At 75.5% G+C, this 22952-nt stretch carries 23 protein-coding genes; 6 read left to right on the top strand and 17 right to left on the bottom strand.

What is annotated here, in order from left to right:
* Nucleotides 1-35 precede the first annotated feature (35 nt).
* Nucleotides 36-1379, top strand: a complete 1344-nt coding sequence (locus BM158_RS20870) for an NAD(P)/FAD-dependent oxidoreductase (RefSeq protein ID WP_091564380.1) — start codon at nucleotides 36-38, stop codon at nucleotides 1377-1379.
* Here BM158_RS20870 and BM158_RS20865 read toward each other — a convergent pair.
* Entirely contained in the window at nucleotides 1356-4022 is a 2667-nt protein-coding gene (locus tag BM158_RS20865) for a putative bifunctional diguanylate cyclase/phosphodiesterase (protein ID WP_131802097.1), read from the bottom strand. The genes BM158_RS20870 and BM158_RS20865 overlap by 24 nt on opposite strands.
* Nucleotides 4023-4320: 298 nt before the next feature.
* On the opposite strand from BM158_RS20865, the gene BM158_RS20860 reads away from it, so the two are divergent.
* A complete protein-coding gene (locus BM158_RS20860; RefSeq protein ID WP_109504878.1) occupies nucleotides 4321-4785 on the top strand; it encodes a hypothetical protein in 465 nt (154 codons plus the stop codon).
* A gap of 16 nt (nucleotides 4786-4801) precedes the next feature.
* Entirely contained in the window at nucleotides 4802-5521 is a 720-nt protein-coding gene (locus tag BM158_RS20855; protein WP_091564224.1) for a mycothiol-dependent nitroreductase Rv2466c family protein, read from the top strand.
* Between the two features lie 6 nt (nucleotides 5522-5527).
* On the opposite strand, the gene BM158_RS20850 is transcribed toward BM158_RS20855, so the two are convergent.
* The 12 genes from BM158_RS20850 to BM158_RS20795 all read right to left on the bottom strand — a co-directional run bounded on the left by BM158_RS20850 (nucleotide 5528) and on the right by BM158_RS20795 (nucleotide 14771).
* Nucleotides 5528-6310, bottom strand: a complete 783-nt coding sequence (locus tag BM158_RS20850; protein ID WP_091564222.1) for an SDR family NAD(P)-dependent oxidoreductase — start codon at nucleotides 6308-6310, stop codon at nucleotides 5528-5530.
* Between the two features lie 157 nt (nucleotides 6311-6467).
* On the bottom strand, nucleotides 6468-7049 hold the full coding sequence (locus tag BM158_RS20845) for a DUF6578 domain-containing protein (RefSeq protein WP_091564220.1): 582 nt from the start codon (nucleotides 7047-7049) through the stop codon (nucleotides 6468-6470).
* Nucleotides 7046-7810: an SDR family NAD(P)-dependent oxidoreductase gene (locus BM158_RS20840; protein WP_207506858.1), complete on the bottom strand. Its 765-nt coding sequence runs from the start codon at nucleotides 7808-7810 to the stop codon at nucleotides 7046-7048. Before BM158_RS20840 ends, BM158_RS20845 begins: the two co-directional genes overlap by 4 nt.
* 22 nt (nucleotides 7811-7832) lie before the next feature.
* Nucleotides 7833-8066 (bottom strand): helix-turn-helix domain-containing protein, encoded by a 234-nt coding sequence (locus tag BM158_RS20835; protein ID WP_091564218.1) that lies wholly within the window; start codon nucleotides 8064-8066, stop codon nucleotides 7833-7835.
* On the bottom strand, nucleotides 8063-8689 hold the full coding sequence (locus BM158_RS20830) for a hypothetical protein (RefSeq protein ID WP_091564217.1): 627 nt from the start codon (nucleotides 8687-8689) through the stop codon (nucleotides 8063-8065). The genes BM158_RS20835 and BM158_RS20830 overlap by 4 nt, the downstream gene beginning before the upstream one ends.
* Before the next feature lie 77 nt (nucleotides 8690-8766).
* Nucleotides 8767-9180, bottom strand: coding sequence for a cupin domain-containing protein (locus BM158_RS20825; protein ID WP_091564215.1), 414 nt, complete (start codon nucleotides 9178-9180; stop codon nucleotides 8767-8769).
* Nucleotides 9180-9500 carry a putative quinol monooxygenase gene (locus BM158_RS20820; RefSeq protein ID WP_091564212.1) on the bottom strand — a complete coding sequence of 107 codons (321 nt, stop codon included), beginning with the start codon at nucleotides 9498-9500 and terminating at the stop codon, nucleotides 9180-9182. The genes BM158_RS20825 and BM158_RS20820 overlap by 1 nt, the downstream gene beginning before the upstream one ends.
* A 76-nt stretch (nucleotides 9501-9576) precedes the next feature.
* Complete coding sequence (locus BM158_RS20815; protein WP_091564210.1) at nucleotides 9577-10056, bottom strand: SRPBCC family protein; 480 nt, start codon at nucleotides 10054-10056, stop codon at nucleotides 9577-9579.
* A complete protein-coding gene (locus tag BM158_RS20810) occupies nucleotides 10053-10925 on the bottom strand; it encodes a beta-keto acid cleavage family enzyme (RefSeq protein ID WP_091564208.1) in 873 nt (290 codons plus the stop codon). Before BM158_RS20810 ends, BM158_RS20815 begins: the two co-directional genes overlap by 4 nt.
* 3 nt (nucleotides 10926-10928) lie before the next feature.
* Nucleotides 10929-12353: an NAD(P)/FAD-dependent oxidoreductase gene (locus BM158_RS20805; RefSeq protein ID WP_229827911.1), complete on the bottom strand. Its 1425-nt coding sequence runs from the start codon at nucleotides 12351-12353 to the stop codon at nucleotides 10929-10931.
* A 155-nt stretch (nucleotides 12354-12508) separates the two neighbouring features.
* On the bottom strand, nucleotides 12509-12946 hold the full coding sequence (locus tag BM158_RS20800; RefSeq protein WP_091564203.1) for a hypothetical protein: 438 nt from the start codon (nucleotides 12944-12946) through the stop codon (nucleotides 12509-12511).
* Nucleotides 12947-13043: 97 nt separating this feature from the next.
* Nucleotides 13044-14771 carry a DEAD/DEAH box helicase gene (locus BM158_RS20795; protein ID WP_229827912.1) on the bottom strand — a complete coding sequence of 576 codons (1728 nt, stop codon included), beginning with the start codon at nucleotides 14769-14771 and terminating at the stop codon, nucleotides 13044-13046.
* 277 nt (nucleotides 14772-15048) lie between these two features.
* Here BM158_RS20795 and BM158_RS20790 point away from each other — a divergent pair, with 277 nt between their 5' ends.
* Nucleotides 15049-16545 (top strand): MFS transporter, encoded by a 1497-nt coding sequence (locus BM158_RS20790; protein WP_091564201.1) that lies wholly within the window; start codon nucleotides 15049-15051, stop codon nucleotides 16543-16545.
* Between the two features lie 27 nt (nucleotides 16546-16572).
* On the top strand, nucleotides 16573-17874 hold the full coding sequence (locus BM158_RS20785; RefSeq protein WP_091564198.1) for an MFS transporter: 1302 nt from the start codon (nucleotides 16573-16575) through the stop codon (nucleotides 17872-17874).
* Between the two features lies 1 nt (nucleotide 17875).
* Here the strand turns inward: BM158_RS20785 and BM158_RS20780 are convergent, their stop codons facing one another.
* The gene (locus BM158_RS20780; RefSeq protein WP_091564195.1) at nucleotides 17876-18088 is read right to left on the bottom strand and encodes a hypothetical protein; all 213 of its coding nucleotides are present in this window, start codon (nucleotides 18086-18088) and stop codon (nucleotides 17876-17878) included.
* A 61-nt stretch (nucleotides 18089-18149) separates the two neighbouring features.
* Nucleotides 18150-18866 carry an SDR family oxidoreductase gene (locus BM158_RS20775; protein WP_091564193.1) on the bottom strand — a complete coding sequence of 239 codons (717 nt, stop codon included), beginning with the start codon at nucleotides 18864-18866 and terminating at the stop codon, nucleotides 18150-18152.
* Nucleotides 18867-18964: 98 nt separating this feature from the next.
* On the opposite strand from BM158_RS20775, the gene BM158_RS20770 reads away from it, so the two are divergent.
* Complete coding sequence (locus BM158_RS20770) at nucleotides 18965-19804, top strand: LysR family transcriptional regulator (protein ID WP_091564191.1); 840 nt, start codon at nucleotides 18965-18967, stop codon at nucleotides 19802-19804.
* On the opposite strand, the gene BM158_RS20765 is transcribed toward BM158_RS20770, so the two are convergent.
* Both BM158_RS20765 and BM158_RS20760 read right to left on the bottom strand, forming a co-directional pair.
* Entirely contained in the window at nucleotides 19801-21396 is a 1596-nt protein-coding gene (locus tag BM158_RS20765; protein ID WP_091564189.1) for a GMC family oxidoreductase, read from the bottom strand. The genes BM158_RS20770 and BM158_RS20765 overlap by 4 nt on opposite strands.
* Entirely contained in the window at nucleotides 21393-22898 is a 1506-nt protein-coding gene (locus BM158_RS20760) for an aldehyde dehydrogenase family protein (protein ID WP_091564187.1), read from the bottom strand. The genes BM158_RS20765 and BM158_RS20760 overlap by 4 nt, the downstream gene beginning before the upstream one ends.
* Nucleotides 22899-22952: the final 54 nt, after the last annotated feature.

The following is a 22952-nucleotide window of genomic DNA, read 5'->3' as shown; positions in this document are numbered from 1 at the left end:
AGACCAGCCCCGCACCCGAGCCCGAGGAGAACCCCATGGCCCGCCCCCGGATCGTCGTCGTCGGAGGCGGTTTCGCCGGTTTCCACGCGCTGCGCACCCTGGAGAAGACCCTGCCGGCCGACGCGGCCGAGCTCGTCCTGGTCAACCCCAGCGACTACCTGCTCTACAGCCCGCTGCTGCCCGACGTCAGCGCCGGCGTCGTCGAGCCCCGGCACATCGCGATCAGCCTGCGCCAGCAGCTGCGCCGCACCCGCGTCGTGCTGGGCAGCGCCACCGAGGTCGACCACGGGGCGCAGACGGTCACGGTCCGGACGACGGACGACGGCGGCGCCACCGAGGAGGTCGTCACGCTCTCCTACGACCGGCTGGTGCTGGTGCCCGGGTCGATCACCCGCCAGTTCGACATCCCCGGCGTCGCCGAGCGCGCCCACGGGGTGAAGACGCTGGTCGAGGCCCAGTTCCTGCGCGACCACCTGCTCCGCCAGCTCGACCGCGCCGACGCCCTGCCGGCCGGGCCCGAGCACGACGCCGAGCGCCGGCAGCGGCTGACCGTCGTCGCGGTGGGCGCCGGGTACACCGGCACCGAGATCGTCGCGCAGCTGCAGTACTGGCTCTCGACCATCGCTAGCCGCTGGTCGCGGGTGCAGCCCTCGGACATCGCCTGGGTGCTGATCGACCTCGCCGAGTCCGTGCTGCCCGAGCTCGGCCCGGAGCTGGGGGAGAAGGCCCTGGGTGCGCTGAAGCGGCGCGGCATCGACGTCCGGCTCGGCGTGACGGTGAAGGAGGCGAGGGACGGCGAGACCGAGCTGACCGACGGGTCGGTCATCCCCAGCCGCACGCTCGTGTGGGGCGCCGGCGTCGCGGCCAGCCCGCTGGTCGAGACCCTGGACCTGCCGCTGCAGAAGGGCCGCCTGGTGGTCCGGCCCGACCTGTCGGTGCCCGGCGCCGAGGGCGTGTTCGCCGGTGGCGACGCCGCCGCGGTCCCCGACCTCACCCAGGAGGGCACCCCGCTCACCCCGCCGACGGCGCAGCACGCGCAGCGGCAGGGCACCGCGCTGGGCCGCAACGTCGCCGCGAGCCTGGGCCACGGCACCGCCAAGCCCTACCGGCACCACGACCTCGGCCTGGTCGCCGACCTCGGCGGACGCGACGCGATCGCCAAGCCGCTGGGCATCAAGCTGCACGGCCCGCTCGCCAAGCTGGTCGCCCGCGGCTACCACCTCTACGCGCTGCCCTCGATGGCCAACCGGGTCCGGGTGGGCACCGACTGGCTGCTCGCGGCGCTGCTGCCCGCGCAGTCGGTGGAGGTCACCCGCATCCGGCCCGACCAGGCGCTGGTCAGCACCGCCCAGCAGTCATCGGCCCACCTGCGCGGCTGAGGTCCCCAGCAGCAGCTCGCCGGCCCGGTCGGCGGGCAGGGCGCGGCCGAACCACCACCCCTGGGCGTGGTCGCACCGCTCGTCCTGCAGCCGGCCCAGCTGCGCCAGGTCCTCCACGCCCTCGGCGACGACGGTGAGGCCGAAGGTGTGCGCCGCGCGGATCATCAGCGCGACCAGCTGGTCGTGCCCGGGCTCGGCGGAGCCGACGAAGCTGCGGTCGATCTTGAGGGTGTCCACCGGCAGGTCGCGCAGCTGGCCGATGGAGGTGTAGCCGGTGCCGAAGTCGTCGATGGCGACCGAGGCCCCGAGCCGGCGCAGCGCCGCCAGGTGCTCGGCGGCGACCGGGTCGTCGACCAGGACGGTCTCGGTGACCTCCAGGACCAGCCGGTCGGCCGGCAGCCCGGTGCGCTCCAGGGCCGCGGCGACGTCGTCGACCACCCGGCGGTCGGTGAGGTTCCGCCCGGACAGGTTGACCGCCATCGTCACGTGGTCGGCCGCCCCGCCGGCCGCGGTGCGCCAGGCGGCCAGCTGCGCGGTGGCCTGGCCCAGCACCCACCGGTCCAGGTCGCAGACCAGCCGGCTGGTCTCGGCGACCGGGATGAACTCGTCGGGCGGGACGACGCCGTGGCCGGGGCGGTTCCACCGCACCAGCGCCTCGTACCCGGCCACCGCCGAGGTGCCGACGTCCATCACCGGCTGGTAGTGCACCTCGAACTCCCCGGAACCCAGCCCGGCCGCGATCGCCCGTTCCAGCTCGGCCCGCTCGGTCAGCTGGGCGCGCAGCGCGTCGTCGAAGACCTCGGCCCGGCCGCGGCCGTGCGCCTTGGCCCGGTAGGCGGCCGTGTCGGCCTCGGCGAACAGTGCGTCGGCGTCGATGCCGGCGTCCCGGCTCACCGCGACGCCGATGCTCGCCCCGACGGCCACCCGGTGGCCCTGCGCGGTGATCGGGCGGGCCACGGTCGCGATGAGGCGCTCGGCGAGCTCGACCAGGTCGGCCTCGACCTCCACCGGCTCCACCAGCACGACGAACTCGTCGCCGCCGAGCCGGCAGACGACGTCGCCGCCGCGCAGCTGGCCGCGCAGCCGGCGGGCCACCTCGCGCAGCACCTCGTCGCCGCAGGCGTGGCCGTAGCCGTCGTTGACGGCCTTGAACCCGTCGAGGTCGACGAACAGCAGCCCCACCATCTCCCCGGACCGGCGGGCCCGGTTGAGCGCCGCGGCGGTCAGGGCGCGCGCCTGCGCCCGGTTGGGCAGGTCGGTGAGCGGGTCGTGCGCGGCCTGGTGGGCCAGCGCGGACTGCAGCTCCTCCCGCTGGCGGACCGAGGCCACGATCTGCTGCACCGAGGCGTGCACCACCGCGCCCAGCGGGCCGGGCAACGGCTCCTCCAGCAGCACGTTGGTCAGGTCGCCCTCGGCCACCGCCTGCGCCTGGTCCTGGATGCGGCGCAGGCTCCCGACCGCCGTCCCCAGGGCGGCGCCGACCGTGCGCACCTCACGCGGGCCACGGGTGCCCACCTCGACCAGCGAGCCCCGGCTGACCTCCGACGCCTGCGCGGCCAGCCGGCCCAGCGACCGGCCGACGGTGCGGGCCAGGTGCACCGCGCCCAGCGCGCCGAGGGCGACCAGGACACCGGCCAGCAGCAGCGTGGACCTCGACCGGTCGGTCGCGGCGTCGGCGTCCTCCTCGGCCAGCAGCTGGGCGCGCTGGAACGCGGCACCGGTCAGCTCCGCGGTGTCGGTGTCGCGCACGCTGCGCTGCAGCGCCAGCGACACGACCTGCGCGACGGTGGGCACCGCGCCGGGCGGGGTCGCCGCCGGGTCCAGCGCGCCGTCCAGGCCGAGCACCGCGGGGCCGGCCGCGAACAGCCGCCAGCGGGCCGCGGTGGCCGGGTCGGCCAGGTCCTCCAGCTGCGCACGGGCGTCGGTGTAGGCCAGCCAGCCGGTCTCCCAGCCCAGCCGGGACCCGATCAGCGACCCGGCCTCCTGGTCGATCATCGAGCCCAGGAACAGCGGCATCTGCCGGCTGGCCGCCTGCGCGTAGCCGGCCAGCAGCTGCGCGTCGGCGATCGCCGCGCGGGTGGCGGCCGGGGTGCCGCCGGCGCCGGCGTCGGTGGCCGCGCGCCGCTCGGCGGCCATCAGCCGGTCCGACAGCGACACGTAGTCCAGGTACAGGCCGTGCAGGCCGGTCGTGCGCGTCTCCCCGACCCGGCGCAGGCCGGCCAGGTCCTCCCGGACGGTCCCGGCCAGCCCCGGACGGCGGGCCCCCAGCGCGGTGAGGGCGTCGTCGGTGGCCGCCCGGTAGGTGGCCTGGATGTCGACCACGAGGGGCCGCTGCGCGGTGACCTGGTCGACCGGCAGCCCGATCGCGGTGAGCGTGGCGGGGTCGTCGACCGCCCACAGCAGCAGCGCCCAGACGGCCTCGTTCTCCGTCGTCCGGCGGGCCTCGTCGAGCAGGGCGGTCACCTGGACGGCGTCCTCGGCGCGGGCGGCGCTGGCCGCCTCGGTGCGCCGGGTGTCGACGATGACGGAGGTGAGCACGACCACCCCGACCAGCGGGACACCGACCAGCGCGGTCAGGTACGCCCACAGCGGGGCGCCCCGCGGGGGACGACGGCGGAGAGGGGACGAGCGACGACCGGGCACCGGACCTCCGGGGCGACTGCGAGGTGGACCCGGGGGCTGGAGGTCTGCTGCCCCATCGGCACCCGCGACCGCCCCTGCAGCCGTGCGGTGGCTGTGCCACCCCTGCGGGTGAGCTGCGGGCCGCTTCCGCCGGGGGGCGCACCGTGGCACCCTGCGCCGGGACGGACGGGGGAGCGGTGGCACGAGCGGTGCGGACGGCGGTCGCGCTGGCCGCGGTGCTGATGACGACGGCTGGCTGCGGCCTGGGCGCGGCGCTCGGCGAGGGACCGCCGCGCACCTGACCGTCACGGTCGGGCAGGTGCAGACCGGTCTGGTGCCGCCCATGCCGGGCTGGTCGGAGCACTGCCGGGTCGACTTCCCCGCCTTGCAGTACGTCCCGATCACCCTGCAGGCCGGCCGGGACGAGCTCGCCGGCCACCTCACCGTCTCCACCACCGCCGACACCCCGGCGGGCCTCGCCCCCACCGGGGTCTTCTTCGACGGCTCGGCCGAGCCCTACTGCCAGGACGACCCGCCCTTCGGGCTCACCGACACGTTCTGGTCGCACGGCAACGGCGGCCGCGCCACCGCCTACGTCGTCCTGCAGGACGCCGTCACCCCGGCGACCCCGCAGGGCCGCGCCGAGGTGTTCAGCACCCTGGACGTCCGCATCGACCACCTGCGGCTGCACTCCGAGGGCGACCTGCCCTACACGCCGGGGACGCCGACGGTCGGCGCGCTGTGCGCGGACGACGCCGACGCGATCTGCGTGCCCCTGCCCTGACGGCGAGACTGGGCCGGTGACCGACCTCCGCTTCTGGTTCGACCCGGTCTGCCCCTTCGCCTGGCTCACCAGCCGGTGGGTCGAGGAGGTGGCCCGGCAGCGCGAGTACACCGTCGAGTGGCGGTTCATCTCGCTGCGGCTGCTCAACGCCCACGTCGACTACGCCAGCCACTTCCCGCCGGAGTACGAGGCCGGGCACACCGCCGGCCTGCGGCTGCTGCGGGTGGCGGCCGCGGTCCGCGACGAGCACGGCGACGACGGCGTGGGCCGCTTCTACACCGCGGTCGGCACGGGCATCCACGACGCCGAGCCCACGGGTGGCACCCCCGGCCACGACCGGCGTGGCACCCGGGACTTCCTCGCGCCCGTGCTGGCCGACCTCGGCTGGTCGGCCGACCTCGCCGACGCCCTGGACGACGAGGGACGCGACGCGCTGGTGCAGGCCGAGACCGACGAGGCGCTGGCGCTGGCCGGCAAGGACGTCGGCACCCCCATCCTCCAGTTCCTGCCCCCGGACGGGCTCGCCTTCTTCGGCCCCGTGATCAGCCGGCTGCCCGCCCCCGAGGACGCCGTCGCGCTGTGGGACCACGTCGTCGGGCTGGCCTCGTTCCCCGGGTTCACCGAGCTGAAGCGGTCGCTGCGGGAGCGGCCCCAGCTGCGCAGCTTCGGCGTCGCCCCGGGCGAGGTGGGGGAGACCGAGGACTGGCACGGGGGCAGCCGCCGGCAGAAGCGCTGACCGGCCTCAGCGCAGCTTGGCCACCTGCTCGTGCAGCACGGCCTTGACGCCGTCGGGCAGCACGGCGTTCACCCCGCCGACGACCTTGACGAGCGGTGAGGCGGCGTAGACCTTCCGCTTGCCGGCCAGCAGGGCCTCGACGCCCGCCCGGGCGACGTCGGCCGGGTCGTCCTTGGGTCCCTTGCCCATGAGGCTGCCCACCAGGCCGGCGCGGGCGAAGAAGTCGGTGTCCACCGGGCCGGGCATCAGCGAGGTGACGGTGACCCCGGTGCCCGACAGCTCCCGCTGCAGCGCCTCGGCCCAGCTCTGCACGAAGGACTTCGAGGCGTTGTAGACCGCCTGGTGCGGGCCCGGCATGGTCGCGGCGATCGAGGACAGCACCAGCACCCGGCCGCGGGCGCGCTCGACCATGCCGGGCAGCAGCAGCCGGGCCAGGTGCACCGTCGACCGGACGTCGAGGTCGACCACCGACAGCACGTCAGCGACGTCCTGCTCGACGAACGGCCCGCCGACGCCGACGCCGGCGTCCAGGACCAGCACGTCCACGGGACGGTCCCCGACGGCGGCGGCGAGCTCCTCGACCGCCGAGCCGTTGCGCAGGTCGCCCACCACCTGCTCGACGTCGACGCCGCGGCCACCGGTGCGCCGGGCGGCCGCGGCCAGCCCCACCTCGTCCTCGGCGGCCAGCACCAGGTCATGGCCCTCCCGGGCGAGCCGGTCGGCGATCTCCCGGCCGATGCCGCTGGAGGCACCGGTGACCAGGGCGAGGGGGCGCGGCGGTGTCGTCATGCCCCCGACCTACCCGCCGGTCTGGCCCCCTCGGGCCACTCGGCGGCCCGGGGTGGCCGGACCTTCTGGACGGTGGCCGGCCGGTATCCCACGCGCACACCGTCGGAGATGTCCGGCCACCCCGGGTGTCTACGGACGAAGCCGACGCAGATGGCCCTCAGCGCTCGACGGCGAGGTCCACCAGCCACCCGGAGCGGGTGCGGTAGGAGGTGTCGCCGGGCGCCGGGAGGGCGTGACCGCTGTCCCGGCCGTCGGCCACCTCGACGGCGGTGAGCTCCGCGCTCGCCGGGACGGGGACGAAGACGCCGCGTGCCCAGGGGCCAGGCGCCCAGGGACGGTCCGCCGGCGGGGTGTGCACCAGCTCGTACCGCTGCTCCACGACGCGGATCCGTTCGACCACACCGCCGACCACCGGCGGGTCCGCCACCACCCCGCCGCCGTGCCAGCTCGCGACCAGGTACCCGGTCATCTGGTGGGTGCCGATCGGCAGCGTTCGACCTCCGTCGGCGGCCCAGGCGGCCTGGACGGACCCGGACGTCAGCAGGCTGGCTGACCACCCGAGCGATGCGCTGGGCAGGTCGGTGATCAACCAGGTCTCCGTCAGCAGTGCTCCGGCCGCGTCCTCGACCCGGTCGGAGAACGTCAGTGACCACTCGACGCGGTCGCCGGGGTGGACGGGACCGCCACAGCAGCCGAGCTCCCACTCCTCCACCAGCACCTGCAGGACCCGGGTGGTCATCGCAGGTAGGAGGCGCCGTTCACGTCGAGGACGGCGCCGCTGCACCACAGCGCGTCGGGCCCGGTGAGGAAGGCGACAGCGGCCGCGACCTCCGGCGGCTCACCGACCCGGCCGAAGGGGCTCTGCGCCCGGATGCCGTCGCCCACGGGGCCGGCCAGCAGCGACGTCGCCATGTCGGTGGCCACGAACCCCGGCGCCACCGCGCTCACCCCGATGCCGTGCCCGCCGAGCGCCAGCGCCAGGGACTGGGTGAGGGAGTGCACCGCGGCCTTCGACGCGCCGTAGGCCATCGCCTGCGGCTCGCCCCGGTAGGCACCCCGCGAGCCGACGGTGACGATCCGGCCGCCGTCCGGGCCCTCGGGGCGGTCGAGCAGGTGCCGCACCACCTGCCAGCTGACGTTGGCGGTGCCCACGACGTTGACCGACAGGATCCGCTGCCAGGACTCCTGCCACCGCTCGTAGGTCGACTCCTCGATCACCAGCGGGTCGTGCGCGGCGGCGTTGTTGACCAGCACGTCCACCCCACCGAGGCCGACGACGGCGTCGGCCACCAGGGCCGCCACGGCCGCGGGGTCGGCCAGGTCGCCGGTGACCAGCACGTGGCCCTCACCGGGCAGCGCGGCGAGCACGTCGCGGGCGGCGTCGACGTTGCGCCCGGCGTGCACGGCGACGGCGTCGCCGCGGGCGGCCAGGGTCTGCGCGATCGCGGCGCCGATACCGCGGGAGGAGCCGGTGACCAGGGAACGGGTGCGGGTCGTCACCAGCGCACGGTAGCCGCGGCGCTCAGGACGGGTGCACGGTGAACAGGTCACCCGGCTGGCAGCCCAGCGCGTCGCAGACGGCGGTGAGCGTGGAGAACCGCACCGCCCGGGCCCGGTCGTTCTTCATCACCGACAGGTTGACCGTCGAGACCCCGGTGCGGTGGGACAGCTCGACCAGCGTCATGCCCCGGGCGGCGAGCAGGTGGTCCAGGTGGCAGGTGACCCGGTGCGGGCGGTCGTCGTCCTGCCCCGTCACACCAGGCCCTCGACCTCGTGGGCCTGCCGGGCGCCCCGGCGGAACACCTCGGCGACGGCCAGCAGGAGCAGCAGCCCGAACCAGGTGACGACGATCGAGCTGCTGTCGGTGGCCGGCTCCAGCCCCGCCGGGTTGCCGCCGAACGCGAGCACCTCGACAGAGCCGGCGCGGACCACCTGGGGGGTGACCCAGCTGCCGACCGCCCACAGCACGGCGATGGCGACGACCAGGCGGGCGTGCCCCGGGCGGAACGGGTCCCCGCTCCCGAGACCCCACACCACCCGGGCGAAGGCCAGGGCGGCCAGGCCGGCGCAGAGCCACGGCAGCATCTCGCCGGTCACGACGAGCAGCCGGGTCCCGGCGGGCAGGTCGTCGGCGACGAGCCGCGCGACCACGTCGTGCCCGGACAGCGTCAGCTCCTCGGGCAGCCGGAGCGCCGCGTCGAGGTCCAGCCGGGTGCGCGTGGTCAGCGTGACCTCGGTGAGCACCGAGGCGAAGGTCAGTGCGTCGGTCACCCGGACGACGACGGCGCCGACCGCCAGGGTGGCCAGGCCCGCGAGCACCACGCTGAGGGTGCGGGAGGAGCGTGGGCCCAGCAGGGGGCGGGTCGCCGTCGAGGTCATGCCGGCACCATAACGACAATCGATGGCAACGACAATCGTGATGCTGCGGTGGGGCCGGGATCGCCGGCCCCACCGGTTCAGCTGGCGTGCGCGGGGCGGTGCGGGTGCCCCTCCACGGCCACGACGATCGCCTCCTGCGTGCTGCGGGCGACGACCATCTCCACGGGCTCGGTGTCGCTGGCGTTCTGCTCCCAGTGCACGATGCCCGGCGGGATGAACACGAAGTCCCCGGCCCGGGCCTCGCGGACGTCGTCGAGCTCCTCGCCGACCCACCAACGGGTGACCCCGCTGATCACGAAGATGGCCGTCTCGGACTCGCCGTGGTGGTGCACGCCGGTCCTGCCACCGGGCTCCAGCACCGCGTAGCCCATCCACAGCTGCGACGACCCGGTCTTGTCCGCGCAGATCGCCGCGAACCGCTGCAGGCCCGGGGTCTGCGCGGTGCGGGTGTCGCGCTCCTCGGGCCCGATGACCCGGACGTCGAGGGCCATCAGGCGATCCGCTTCAGCCGGGTGATGGTCAGGCCGTCGGAGTCCAGCAGCTCGGGGATGCGCTCGGCCAGCTGCACCAGGTGCGGGGTGGCCAGGTGCGCGTCCAGGTGCTCGCCGGACTCCCAGTTCTCGTAGAAGAAGAACGTCCCGGGCTCCTCGACCGCCTCGTGCAGGTCGTAGTTGACGCAGCCGTCCTCGGCCGTGGTGGGCGCGATGAGGCCCTCGAGCGCCGTGCGCAGCTCGTCGACCTTGCCGGGCGCGGCCTTCATGTACGCGATCACGGTCAGCAGGTCGCGGCGGTCGTCGGTGGGGGTGGGCATCGTCGCTCCGATCCTCGGTGGGCTGGTCGGGTCCACCCCACCGGCCGGATGGACCACGCACAACCCACCCGGTGTCTCAGTTCTGCGACACCGCACCCCGCTCGGCGATCTGCTTGATCGCCGCGAGCGTCGCGGGGATGCCGCTGCGGGCGGCGTCGGTCCGCGTGTCGATCTCCCGCTGCGCGTCGGCGCCGTACTTGTCGGCCATGAACTGCTGGCCCGCGTCGGCGAACTCCCACGACTCGGTGAGCCGGGTGCCGCCGTCCACCGGCTCGAGGTCGTAGCGCCAGAACACCTTGCGGTCGTTGACGCTCCAGGAGAAGGCCCGCGGCCGCTGCGCCTCCTCGACCCGCGACCGGGTCTCCCAGGTCCGCTCGGCGGTCTCCTGCCGGCCGCCGAAGTGGTCGCCGACCGCACCGCTGGCGCCCGGCTCCCACCAGCACTCCCGGCACTGCGGGCTCCACTCGCCGGTGCGGGTGACGTCGGAGACCAGGTCGTACACCTCCTCGGGCGAGGCAGCGATCACGATCGAGTCCGAGAGGGTCAGGCTGGTCATGCCCCGAGTGTGGCGGCCCGGACCTCGGCCGGCGTGGCCACCCGGCGCCCGGCCGCCTCGATGCGCGCGACGGCGTCCCGCACCAGCTCGACGTTGGTCCGCCGGCAACCCAGCGGGGCGTCCTCCAGCCCCACCCGCACGTGCCCGCCGCGCTCGACCGCGACGTCGGCCAGGTCGCCCAGCTCGACGCCGAGCCCGGCCACCATCCACGGCGCACCGGGGTCGCACAGCTCCAGCAGCCGCAGGTGGGCCTCCAGCGCCCAGTCCGCGGGCGGGAAGCCGAACCCGAAGGTGTCGCTGAACATGAACCGGTGCACCGGCCGGGGTGCGTCGGGACGGCGGAGCAGGGCGCCGAGCCGGGTGAAGCCGGGCTCGTAGACCGCGAAGCTGGGCACCAGCCGGTGCCGGGCGCAGACCTCCAGCCCGGCCCGGACGTCGGCGGCCCCGTTGGCGTAGAGGAACCCGTCGCCGCCGGCCGCGAGCTCGTCGGCGCTGGCCACGACCACCGAACCCGGGTCGACGACGGCCCACTCGACCAGCCCCGCGGCGGCCAGCCGGTCGACCACCGCGTAGCGCTCCCGCCCGGCCGCGGCGTCGGCAGCCGGTACCGGTCCCATCGGGACGGTGGGGTAGCAGACGGCGTCCCGGGCGGCCCGGACGGCCTCGAGCACCGGGGCGTACAGCTCGTAGTCCTCGCGCGGCCGGCCGGCGTCGTCGAACGAGTGCAGGTGGACGACGGCGGCGCCGGCGTCGACGCAGGCGACCGCCTCGGCGACCAGAGCCTGCGTGGTCACCGGGGCGAGCGGTTGCCGCCCGGTGCCCCACGTGCCGTTGAGCGCGACCTCCAGCCAGACCGGGGCCGCGCCCACGGCTCAGGCGACGGTGCGCTGGGCGGGGTGCTCGGTCACCGGGTCGCCGGTGTCGACCGGGTCGGCGGCCGAGCCGTGCAGCCCGCCGGTCTGCGCGACCTCGAAGTCCGGGCCGAGCTTCTCCAGCGCCAGCCGGCCGTAGACCTGCTGCTGGGTGGCCACCCGCTGGGCGCGGCCCTTGCCGAGGAAGGACACGATCCAGCTGAACGTCGTCACCACGCGGCTCTTGAACCCGACGATGTAGACCAGGTGGACCAGCAGCCACATCACCCAGGCCAGGAAGCCGGTGACCTTGATCTTGCCGAGGTCGGCGACGGCCTTGTAGCGGCTGATGGTGGCCATCGAGCCCTTGTCGAAGTACTCGAACTTCTCCTTGTGCCGGCGCCCGGCCACGGTCGCGGCGATGCGGTCGGCGGCGAACCGGCCGCCCTGGATCGCGACCTGCGCGACGCCGGGCAGCTTGTCCAGGCTCATCATGTCGCCGACCACGAACACCTCGGGGTGCCCGGGCAGGGTGAGGTCGGGCTGCACCTCGACCCGGCCGGCGCGGTCGACGGTGACGTCGCACTGCTGGGCCAGCAGGGCGCCCAGCGGGCTGGCCTGCACGCCGGCGGCCCAGATCTTGGTGGCCGCGGTGATCCGGCGGGTGGTGTCGCCCTCCTTGACGTCCAGGCCGTTGGCGTCCAGGCCGGTGACCATCGCGCCGAGCTGGATCTCCACGCCGATGTCGCGCAGCTGCTTGGCGGCGTTCTCCTGCAGCTTGGGCGCGAACGGCGGCAGCACCACGGGTGCGGCGTCGAGCAGGATGACCCGGGCGGACTTCGGGTCGATGTTGCGGAAGTTGTTCTTCAGCGTGCGGCGGGCCAGCTCGGCGATCTGGCCGGCCATCTCCACCCCGGTCGGGCCGGCGCCGACGACGACGAAGGTCAGCAGCCGGTCGATCTCGGCCGGGTCGGTGGCGGCCTCGGCCATCTCGAAGGCACCGAGGATGCGCCCGCGCAGCTCGAGGGCGTCGTCGACGGTCTTCATGCCGGGCGCGAACTGGGAGAACTGGCTGTTGCCGAAGTAGGACTGCCCGGCGCCGGCGGCCACGATCAGGTGGTCGTAGGAGAAGGTCGACTCCCGGCCCAGCAGCCAGGACGTGACGGTGCGGTCGGCCAGGTCGATGTCGACGACCTCGCCCAGGATGACCGTGACGTTCTCCTGCTTCTTCAGGATGTCGCGGGTCGGCGGGGCGATCTCGCCCTCGCTGATGATCCCGGTGGCCACCTGGTAGAGCAGCGGCTGGAACAGGTGCTGGCCGGTCTTGGCGATGAGGGTGATGTCGACGTCGGCCTTGCGCAGCCGCTGGGCGGCGAACAGGCCGCCGAAGCCGGATCCGATGATGACCACCCGCGGACGGCGGCCGGCGGTCGGGTTCGTGGTCACAGCAGCAGCTCCGGATGTCGTCATGATGTCTTCATCGTCCCACGGACGCCGTCCTCCAGTCGGGCTGGCCACCGGCTGCGCGTCGGGTGCCGGTGCGACGTCGCCCACAGCCTCCACCCAGGGCGGCGGAGCGCGCCAGCCCTGGGTGGGGGAGGTCAGCCCTTGCGGGCGCGACGGGCGGCCGCGGCCTGGGTCAGCAGGCCCAGTCCGATGCCCAGCATCCACACGTCCTTGGACACCGGCAGGCCGTCCTGGGTGGGGGCGACGGACTTGCCGGGCTTGGTCAGGCCCGGGGTGCGCAGGTAGAGCCCGAGCAGCCCGCCGGCGAAGCCGGTGAGCGCGGCGCCGGCGACGGCGGTGGGCACGAACGGCGTCAGCAGGGCCACGCCGATGGCGATCTCCGCGGTGGACAGGTTCTTCGCGAACGCCGTGGGGGAGCTCTTCTGCAGGAACGGGTAGGCGCCGGAGGCGAACCCGTGCAGGCCGGCGGCGGTGGCCTCGTCGGCGTGCCGCTTGCCCAGCCCGGAGTTCAGGATGAACGCGCCGGTGGCCAGACGCGGCGCGATCTCGGCGGCGGTGATGGGCAGGCGCATGGGACCTCGATCGTCGTGCGGGTGGGGGGACCTGATCCTCCCCCAGACCGCTCCCGTCCGCCCGGGGGCCCGTGCGGGCCCCCCGGCGGCGGGTGGATCAGCGACCGGTGCTGCGCCGCGGGCGGGCGGGCTGCTGCCCGGCGCGGGCGGCGAGCTCGGCCCGGGTGCGGGCCGGCCCGGAGGACCGCCCGGCACCACCGGAGGACGACGTCCGGCCGCCGGCGCCGCCGGTCGCGCCGCGACCGCCGCCGCCACCGCTGCGGCGACGACCGCCGCCGGTGCCCTGGGGCTGCGGCGGGGCGACCGGGGCGGGCTCCACGTAGGGCGCCGGCGGGCCGGTCAGCGCGGCGATCTGCGGCGCGCCGGGGCGCACCGCGGTGACCTCGGGGGTGATGCCGGCCTGGCGGGCCAGCAGCCGGACCTCGCCGGCCTGGTCCGGGGTGGCGACGGTGACGACGGTGCCCCCGGCCCCGGCACGGGCGGTGCGGCCCGAGCGGTGCAGGTAGGCCTTGTGCTCGGCCGGCGGGTCGACGTGCACCACGATCGCGACGTCGTCGACGTGGATGCCGCGGGCGGCGATGTCGGTCGCGCACAGCACCCGGGTGGAGCCGGTGGTGAAGGCCTCGAGGTTGCGCTCGCGGGCGTTCTGGCTGAGGTTGCCGTGCAGGTCCACGGCGGGGACGCCGGCGGCGGTGAGCTGCTTGGCCAGCTTCTTGGCCTGGTGCTTGGTGCGGGTGAACAGCACCACCCGGTCCAGCCCGGAGGCCAGCTCCTTGACCACCTGCGGCTTGTCGGCGGCCTCCACCCGGAACACGTGGTGGGTCATCGTCGACACCGGCGCGACGGCGGGGTCGACCGAGTGCGTGGTGGGCCGGTCCAGGTAGCGCTGGACCAGGACGTCGACGCCGTTGTCCAGTGTCGCGGAGAACAGCAGCCGCTGGCCGACCTTCGGGGTGCGGTCCATCAGCCGCTTGACACCGGGCAGGAAGCCCAGGTCGGCCATGTGGTCGGCCTCGTCGAGGATGGTGATCTCCACCGCGGACAGGTCGCAGTGGCCCTGGCCGATGAGGTCCTCGAGCCGGCCGGGGCAGGCGATGAGCACGTCGACGCCGGCGGCCAGCGCCTGCACCTGCGGGTTCTGGCCCACCCCGCCGAAGACGACGGTGACCTTCAGCCCCACGGCGGTGGCCAGCGGGGTGACGACGGCGGCGACCTGGTTGGCCAGCTCGCGGGTCGGGACCAGCACCAGGCTGCGCGGCTTGCGGGGCTGCCGCGCGGCCGTCGAGGCGGCCAGCCTGGCGACCAGGGGGAGGGAGAACGCCAGCGTCTTGCCCGAGCCGGTGCGGCCCCGGCCCAGCACGTCGGTGCCGGCGAGGGTGTCGGGCAGCGTCGCGACCTGGATCGGGAACGGCGCGGTGATGCCCGAGGCGGTCAGCGCCTCGACCAGCGGGGCGGGGACGCCGAGCTCGGCGAACGTGGTGTCGGTGGGCAGCACGGTGGCCGGCGCCTGCTGCGGGACGACGGGGGCCGGCGCGGGCGCGGTCTCGGCGACCGGCGTGCCGGCCTGCTCCGGGCGGGGGCCGTTGCCCCGGCCGCGGCCACCGCGGCGACGGCGACGGCCCTCGCCGGACCCGCCCTCGTGCTGGCCGCTGTCCGGCCGGGCGGACCCGGGCCGGGACTCGGGGCGGGCGGTGGCCTGCGGGGTGCCCGCGGCGCGGAAGGCGGGGGCCTGCCGTTCGCCGCCGGGGCCGGCCGGGCTGGTGGCGCGGCGGCGCGGGCGCGCGCCGTGCGCCTCGGGGGTGGTGTCGGGGGAGTTCTGAGTCACGGGTGTCCTCACCGGGAAGGTGGCCACCGTCGATCGCCAGGGCGGGGCTCGTCCTCGAGCCGCACCGTCCGGTCGGACGTCGGGTCGCCGGCGCGCCAAGGTGGCGCTGCCTCTGCGCCGACGTCGGCTCCACCCGCTCCAGGACGAGCGGGGGGCGGCGCCGGTAGGACCCACTCTGCCACGCACCGGCCGCCGCCCGGCCGCCGCACCGGGGAGTCGGTGGTCACACCGGCGCGGCGGGGAGTGACCGGGGCCCCGTCGGGTAGGACGGTCCTCCGTGACCTCGACCGACCGCCGACCTGCGTCGACCCAGGACGACTACGAGCCCGACCCACGCCGCTGGCGGGCGCTGTCGGTCAACCTGGTGGCCGGGTTCATGACCCTGCTCGACGTGAGCATCGTGTCGGTCGCGCTGCCCTCGATGCGCGACGCGCTGGGCACCACCGCGGCGGGCGTGCAGTGGGTGGTGTCGGGCTACGCGCTCACTTTCGGCCTGGTGCTCGTCCCGGCCGGACGGCTCGGCGACGCCTTCGGCCGGCGGCGGATCTTCCTGGTCGCGCTGGCCGCCTTCGTGCTCACCAGCGCCCTGGCCGGCGCGGCGCCGACGATCGAGCTGCTGGTCGCCGCCCGGTTGCTGCAGGGGGTCGCCGCCGGGTTCCTCGCCCCGCAGAACTCCGCGCTGATCCAGCAGCTGTTCCGCGGCGCCGAGCGGGGCAGGGCGTTCGGCCTGTTCGGCGCCACCGTGGGCCTGTCCACCGCGACCGGACCGGTGGTCGGCGGGCTGCTCATCGGCCTGTTCGGGGAGGACCTGGGCTGGCGGACCATCTTCTTCGTCAACGTGCCCATCGGCGTCGTCGCCCTGGTGCTGGCCGCCCGGCTGCTGCCGAAGGGCCGGCCCTCGGGGACGAACACCGACATCGACGTCGTCGGGACCCTGCTGCTCGCGCTGGGCGCGGTGCTGGTGCTGCTGCCGCTGGTGCAGGCCGAGTCCGGCGGGCTGCGCCGGCTGTGGTGGCTGTTCCTGGTCGGCGCGGCGGTCATCGCGGCGTTCGTGCGCTGGGAGCGCCGGGTGGTGTCCCGCGGCCGGGAGCCGGTGTTCGACGTCCGCCTGCTCACGCAGACGCGGGGCTACGCCGCCGGCGTCGCCGTCGGCACCGTGTACTTCATCGGGTTCAGCGGCATCTGGCTGGTCTTCGCGCTGTACTTCCAGACCGGGCTGGGCTGGACCCCGCTGCACTCGGGCCTGTCGGTGGTGCCCTTCGCGATCGGCGCGGCCGGGTCGGCGGCGGTCGCCGGCCGGCTGGTCAGCCGGGTCGGCCGCCTGCTCACCGTGGTCGGCCTGTCGGTGGTCTCGGCCGGGCTGCTGCTGACCGCGTTCCTCGTCTACACCCTCGACCCGGGCACCCTGACCTGGGCGGTGCTGCCGGCGCTGTTCCTCGCGGGCCTGGGCGGCGGGTTCGTCATCAGCCCCAACATCACGCTGACCCTGCGCGACGTGCCGGTGCGGATGGCCGGGGCGGCCGGCGGCGGGCTGCAGACCACGCAGCGCTTCGGTGCGGCGCTGGGCTCCGCCGTCCTGCCCGGGCTCTTCTACGTCGTGCTGGGCGCGAGCGGCCAGGACTACTCGACCGCCGCCGGCGTCGCGCTGGGCGTCGCGGTGCTGGGTGCCCTCGGCGCGCTGGTGATCGCGATCCCGGACTGGCTGCGCGACCGCAGGGCCGACCGCGCCGAGCAGCGTCCCGCCGAGCACCACGGGCACGCCGCGCTGGACTGAGGCCTGCCGGGCGGGGATGCTCCCGCGGTGACCACCGCGACCCGACGCCGGGTGCACCCCGCCTGGTGGGTCGCCGCGGTGACCTTCCTGGCCCTCGTCGGAGCCGCGGCGTTCCGGGCCGTGCCCGGGGTGCTCATCGAGCCGCTGCAGGCCGAGTTCGGCTGGTCCACCTCGACCATCTCCGCCGCCGTCGGGCTGAACATGGCCCTCTACGGCCTCACCGCCCCGTTCGCCGCCGCCCTGATGGAGCGCTTCGGCATCCGCCGGGTGGTCGTGGCCGCGCTGCTGGTCGTCGCCGTCGGGTCGGGCCTGACCGTGTTCATGACCGCGCCGTGGCAGCTCGTCCTGTGCTGGGGCCTGCTCGTCGGCCTCGGCACCGGGTCCATGGCGATGTCGCTGGTGGCCACGGTGACCGGCCGGTGGTTCGTCGCCCGCCGCGGCCTGGTCTCCGGGGTGCTCACCGCCGGCGGGGCGGCCGGGCAGCTGGTCTTCCTGCCGGTGGTCGCCACGGTCTCGGCCGCCCACGGCTGGCGCCCGGCGGCGCTGGGCACGACGGCCGCCGCGCTCGCCGTCGTCCCGCTGGTGGCCTGGTGGCTGCGCGACCGGCCCAGCGACCTCGGTGCGGTGCCCTACGGCGGGACGGCGGACGACGAGCCGCCGCGCACCACCGGCAACGCCGCGCGCACCGCGCTGGCCGGGCTGGCGCTGGCCGCCCGCACCCGGGTGTTCTGGCTGCTGGCGGCCGGGTTCGCCATCTGCGGGGCGACCACCAACGGGCTGGTGCAGCCGCACTTCATCCCGGCCGCGCACGACCACGGCATGCCGGTGACCACCGCGGCGTCGCTGCTGGCGCTGGTCGGGCTGTTCGACATCGCCGGCACGATCGCCTCGGGGTGGCTCACCGACCGGGTCGACCCCCGGTTGCTGCTGCTGGCCTACTACTCGCTGCGCGGGCTGTCGCTGTTCCTGCTGCCGCCGCTGTTCGGGTCGGACCTGCAGGCCTCGATGATCGCGTTCATCGTCTTCTACGGCCTGGACTGGGTGGCCACCGTGCCGCCCACGCTGGCGCTGTGCCGGCAGCACTTCGGGGCCCGGGCGCCGGTGGTCTTCGGCTGGGTGTTCGCCAGCCACCAGCTGGGCTCGGCGGCCGCGGCGTACTCCGCCGGGGTGGTCCGCGACGTCACCGGCAGCTACGACGGCGCCTGGTACGGCGCCGCGCTGCTGTGCCTGGTGGCCGCCGGTCTCTCGGTCGCGATCCGGAGGGGCCGGCCGGCGGCCGCCCCCGCGGTGCAGGAGGCGGCCGCGACCGACGCGGTCGTGCAGGGGTGACTCAGCGCCGGCCGGCGCGGCGGGCCTCCCGGCGGGCGCCGCGGCGGCGGGAGTCGATGAACTGACCGCCCTGGCGCAGGGCCTTGGTCAGGGTGGTCCGGCCGGTGCGCCGCTCGAGGGAGTCACCGACCCGCTGGAGCAGCTTGGCCAGCAGCGGTGCGCCGACGCTCAGCAGCAGCCACATGCGCAGGCGACGGGTCAGGAACAGCCACACGGGGAGCCTCCACGGGGTCGGGGAGTGCCCACTCTGCCTGTGCCGGCCCCGTCCCGCCCGGTCACCAGGGCACGGGGCCGTCGTCGTCGGAGTAGGTGCCGGTGGGTCCGCCGTCGGGCAGCGTCGCCAGCCGGATCGCGCTCTGCGCCCCCTCGGCCGGGGTGCGGGTGCCGCGGTGGCCGTTGAGGTCGGTGGCCACGAACCCCGGGCACATCATGTTGACCAGGATCGGCGTGTCCTTCAGCTCCTTCGCGTACTGCAGGGTGACCGCGTTGAGGTAGGTCTTGGACGGCGAGTACGCCGCCGAGAGCGGGCCGGTGCTGCCGTCGTCCGCGGCCTGGCGGGTCAGCGACCCCACCCCGCTGGACACGTTGACGATCCGCGGGGACGGCGAGCGGCGCAGCAGCGGCAGCACCGCGTTGGTCAGCCGGATCACGCCCCAGACGTTGACCTCCACCGCGGCGCGGACGGCGTCCATGTCGACCCTGCTCGGCAGCTGCTCGCCGCCGCCGGTGACCCCGGCGTTGTTGACCAGCACGTCGAGCCCGCCGCGCTCCTCCAGCAGCGCGGCCGCCGCGGCGACGCTCGCGTCGTCGGTCACGTCCAGGGCGACCCCGAAGGCGTCCACGCCGTCGGCCCGCAGCCGGGCCACGGCCTCCTCCCGCCGCGCGTCGTCGCGGGCGCCCACGCCCACCGCCCAGCCCAGCCGGCCCAGCCCGGCCGCGATCTCGTACCCGATGCCCTTGTTCGCGCCCGTCACCAGCGCCGTCGTCGTCATGCCCGTCAGCGTCGTCCCTGGTGGCGGCCGAGGGCCAAGACCGATCGGGTGCCCGGCGATACCTCCGGGGTATCGACGCCGGCGTAGCGTCGGGCGGCGTGGAGACCCGGGAGCTGCGCTACTTCGTGGCGGTCGCTGAGGAGCTGCACTTCGGCCGCGCCGCGCAGCGGTTGGGCATGGCGCAGCCCCCGCTGTCGCGCGCGGTCGCCCAGCTCGAGCGGCGGCTGGGCACCCCGCTGCTCACCCGCTCCAGCCGGTCGGTCGCGCTCACCCCGGCGGGGGAGGTGCTGCTGGCCGAGGGCCGGGCGGCGCTGGCCGCGGTCGAGGCCGCCGAGCGCCGCACCCGCCGGGCCGGCGCCGCCGACCGACCGGTTCTGGTGCTGGCCGTCAAAGCGGGGGCGTCGGCCGAGCTGCTGGCCAAGCTGCTGGACGCCTATGCGGCCGAGCTCGGTGCGGTGCCGGTGGAGGTGCTGCTGTGCGCCGTCGGCGAGCAGGGCCCGGTGCTGCGCGACGGGCGGGCCGACGTTGCCCTGCTGCACCTGCCCTTCGACACCACCGCCGGCCTGGACGCCGAGGAGCTGGGCACCGAGGGGCAGGTCGCCGTCCTGCCCGCCGGGCACGCGTTGACCGGCCGGACCGCCGTGTCCCTGGCCGACCTCGACGACCTGCCCGGGCTGCCGGCCCCGCGGTGGACCGGGCCCGGCGGGCGCCCCGACGGCCCGGGGCCCGAGGTGCGCGACCACGCCCAGCTGCTGCAGCTGGTCCAGCTGGGCCGCACGTACACCGTGCTCCCGGAGTCGGTCCGCCCCCAGCTGCCGGAGGGCGTGGTGACCGTGCCGGTCCGCGACGCCGCCCGCGTCACCACGGTCATCGCCTGGCCGCCGCACAGCCGCTCCCGGCCGGTCGCCGACCTGGTGGGGACGGCGCTGCGACTCTAGGCCGGGACGGCGACCGCGCCCAGCTCGGCGCGGACGATGTCCGACGCGCGCTCGGCGATCATCATCGTCGGGGCGTTGGTGTTGCCGCGGACCAGCGTCGGCATCACCGAGGCGTCGACGACGCGCAGCCCCTCGACGCCGTGCACGCGCAGCTGCGGGTCGACCACCGCGAGGTCGTCGGTGCCCATCCGGCAGGAGGACACCGGGTGGTACAGCGACTCCAGGGTGTCGCGCACCGCCTGCCGCAGGCCCTCCCGGGTCGAGACCGTGCCGCCGGGCGACCACTCCTCGGCCAGCACCCCCGCCAGCGGGCCGACCGCGGCGATGTCCCGGGCCTTCTCGACACCGGTCACCAGCGCCTCGAGGTCGCGGTCGTCGGTGAGGTAGCCGGCGTCGATCGCCGGGGCCCAGGTGGGGTCGGCCGAGCGCAGCCGCACCGACCCGCGCGACTGCACCCGCACCAGCACCGTGCAGGCGGTGAAGGCGTCGACGTCGGGGTCGACCCGGGCCTGCTGCCAGTACTTCACCGGCAGGAAGTGGAACTGCAGGTCGGGCTCGGCGAGCGCGTCGTCGGAGCGGGTGAACAGGCCGGCCTCGGCCAGGTTGGAGGTCAGCGGCCCGCGCCGGGCGCCGAACCACTGCGCGTAGCCCGCGGGGGACTCCCCGCGGAACAGCGACCTCCCGCTGCGGACGTGCCAGATGGTGGGCACCAGCGGGTGGTCCTGCAGGCCCTCGCCGACGCCGGGCAGGTCGTGGGCGACGTCGACGCCGACCGAGCGCAGGTGGTCGGCCGGTCCGATGCCGGACAGCTGCAGGATCTGCGGGCTGCCGATCGCGCCCGCGGCCAGCACCACCTGGTCGGCGTGCACCTGCTCGAGCCGGCCGTCGGTGACGTACTCGATGCCGGTGGCCCGGTCGCCGTCCAGCAGCACCCGGGTGACGTGCGAGCCGGTGCGCACCGTGAGGTTGGGCCGGCCCTCGGCGGGGTGCAGGTAGGCGTCGGCGGCCGACCAGCGCCGGCCGCGGCGCTGGGTGACCTGGTAGAGCCCGGCGCCCTCCTGCCGGGCGCCGTTGAAGTCGTCGTTGCGCGGGTACCCCGCGGCGACCGCGGACTCCACGACCGCTCGGCTCCACGGGTGCGGGGAGCGCAGGTCCTCGACCCGCAGCGGGCCGCCGGTGCCGTGGAAGGCGTCGGCGCCGCGGGCGTTGTCCTCCATCCGCCGGAACAGCGGGAGGACGGAGTCGTAGGACCAGCCCGGGTCGCCGGTGAGCTGCGCCCACTCGTCGTAGTCGGCGGCGGCACCGCGGATGTAGATCATCGCGTTGTTGGAGCTGCAGCCGCCGAGCATCTTGCCGCGCGGCCAGAACACCCGCCGCTGGGCTGCGGCCGGCTGCGGCTCGGTGCTGTAGTTCCAGTCGCGGCGGGTGCGGAAGGTCTTGTAGAGCGCGGCGGGGATCTGCACCTCGAGCACCCGGTCGGAGCCGCCGGCCTCCAGCAGCAGCACCCGAAGCGACGGGTCCTCGGTCAGCCGGGCGGCCAGCGCGCAGCCGGCCGACCCGGCCCCGACGACGACGACGTCGAACCCGCTCACCGGTGGCGTCCGTGCACCAGGCCCATGACGCGGGCGAGGGCGTCGGCGGCCCCCTCCGGCCGGGTGAAGCTCATCAGCGGCACCGGCAGGGCGAACCGCTGCCGGGTGATCGCCTTGGCCCGGGTGAACTCGCGCAGCCCGTCCTCGCCGTGGATGCGGCCGAACCCGCTGTCGCCGACGCCGCCGAAGGGCAGCGACGGCACGCTGGCGAAGGTGATCACCGAGTTGATGCTGGTCATGCCGCTGCGCATCCGGCGGGCGAGGTCCATGCCGCGCTTGGCCGACCCGGTGAACACCGACCCGCCCAGGCCCAGCGTCGTCCCGTTGGCGAGCTCGAGGGCCTGCTCGGCGTCGGCGACCTTCGTGACGGTGATGGTCGGGCCGAAGGTCTCCTCCTGCACCGCGGCCGAGGTCTCGGGGACGTCGAGCAGCACGGTGGGGGCGACGTAGCCGTCGGTGATCGTGCCGCCGGTGGCGGCGCGGCCACCGGTGGCGGCGGCGTCGTCGAGGTGCCGGCGGACGACGTCGGTCTGCGACGGCATGGTCATCGGGCCGTAGGCGGCGGCCTCGTCGGAGCCCGGGCGCAGGCCCGCGACCTTGGCGGTGACGGCGGCGACGAAGGCGTCGTGCACCGCGGCGGTGGCGTAGACGCGCTCGATGCCGATGCAGGTCTGCCCGGCGTTGCTCATCGCGCCCCACACGGCGGCGTCGGCGGCGGCGGCCACGTCGGCGTCGTCGTCGACGATCATCGCGTCCTTGCCGCCGCACTCCATGAGCACCGGGGTGAGGGTCTCGGCGCAGGTGGCCATGACCTTCTTGCCGGTCGCCGCCGAGCCGGTGAAGGCGACCTTGCCGACGCCGGCGCGGCAGAGCGCGGCGCCGGTCTCGCCCAGCCCGGTGACGACCTGCAGGGCGTCGGGGACGTCGGGGACGGCGGCAGCCCAGGCCTCGGCGAGCCAGAGGCCGATGGCCGGGGTGAACTCGCTGGGCTTGAAGACGACGGCGTTGCCCGCGGCCAGCGCGTAGGCGATGGAGCCCATCGGGGTGAACACGGGGTAGTTCCACGGCCCGATGACGCCGACCACGCCGAGCGGCTGGTACTCCAGCACCGCCTGGTGGTTGGCCGCGAGCAGGCCCGGGTTGACGCTGCGCGGGCCGAGGGTCTTCCTCGCGTGCGCGCCGGCCCAGGCCAGGTGGTCGACGGCGAGGGTGATCTCCAGCAGCGCGTCGGCGTGCGGCTTGCCGTTCTCCCGGTGCACCAGGTCGGCCAGCTCGTGCATCCGCCGGGCCAGGTAGCCGCGGTAGGCGGCCAGCCGGGTGCGCCGGCCGGCGAAGCCGAGGGCGGCCCAGGTGGTGGCGGCGTCCCGGGCGCGGGCCACGGCGGCGGCCACGTCGTCGGGGGAGTGCACCGGCAGCTCGGCGACGAGCGCGCCGTTGGCCGGGTCGGTGGAGCGGAAGGTGTCCGCGGGGGCGGCGGTGCCCCGGTCCTCGACGAGAGACATGCGGGCAGCCTACCCGCGGGTAACCAGTGCATGTAACCGGAGTTCGCACACACT

Origin of the sequence: Klenkia taihuensis, from assembly GCF_900112525.1 — a bacterium.
GTDB classification, from domain to species: domain Bacteria; phylum Actinomycetota; class Actinomycetes; order Mycobacteriales; family Geodermatophilaceae; genus Klenkia; species Klenkia taihuensis.
The sequence above is the reverse complement of the archived record's forward strand: the minus strand, read 5'-3'. Positions and strand labels throughout refer to the sequence as shown.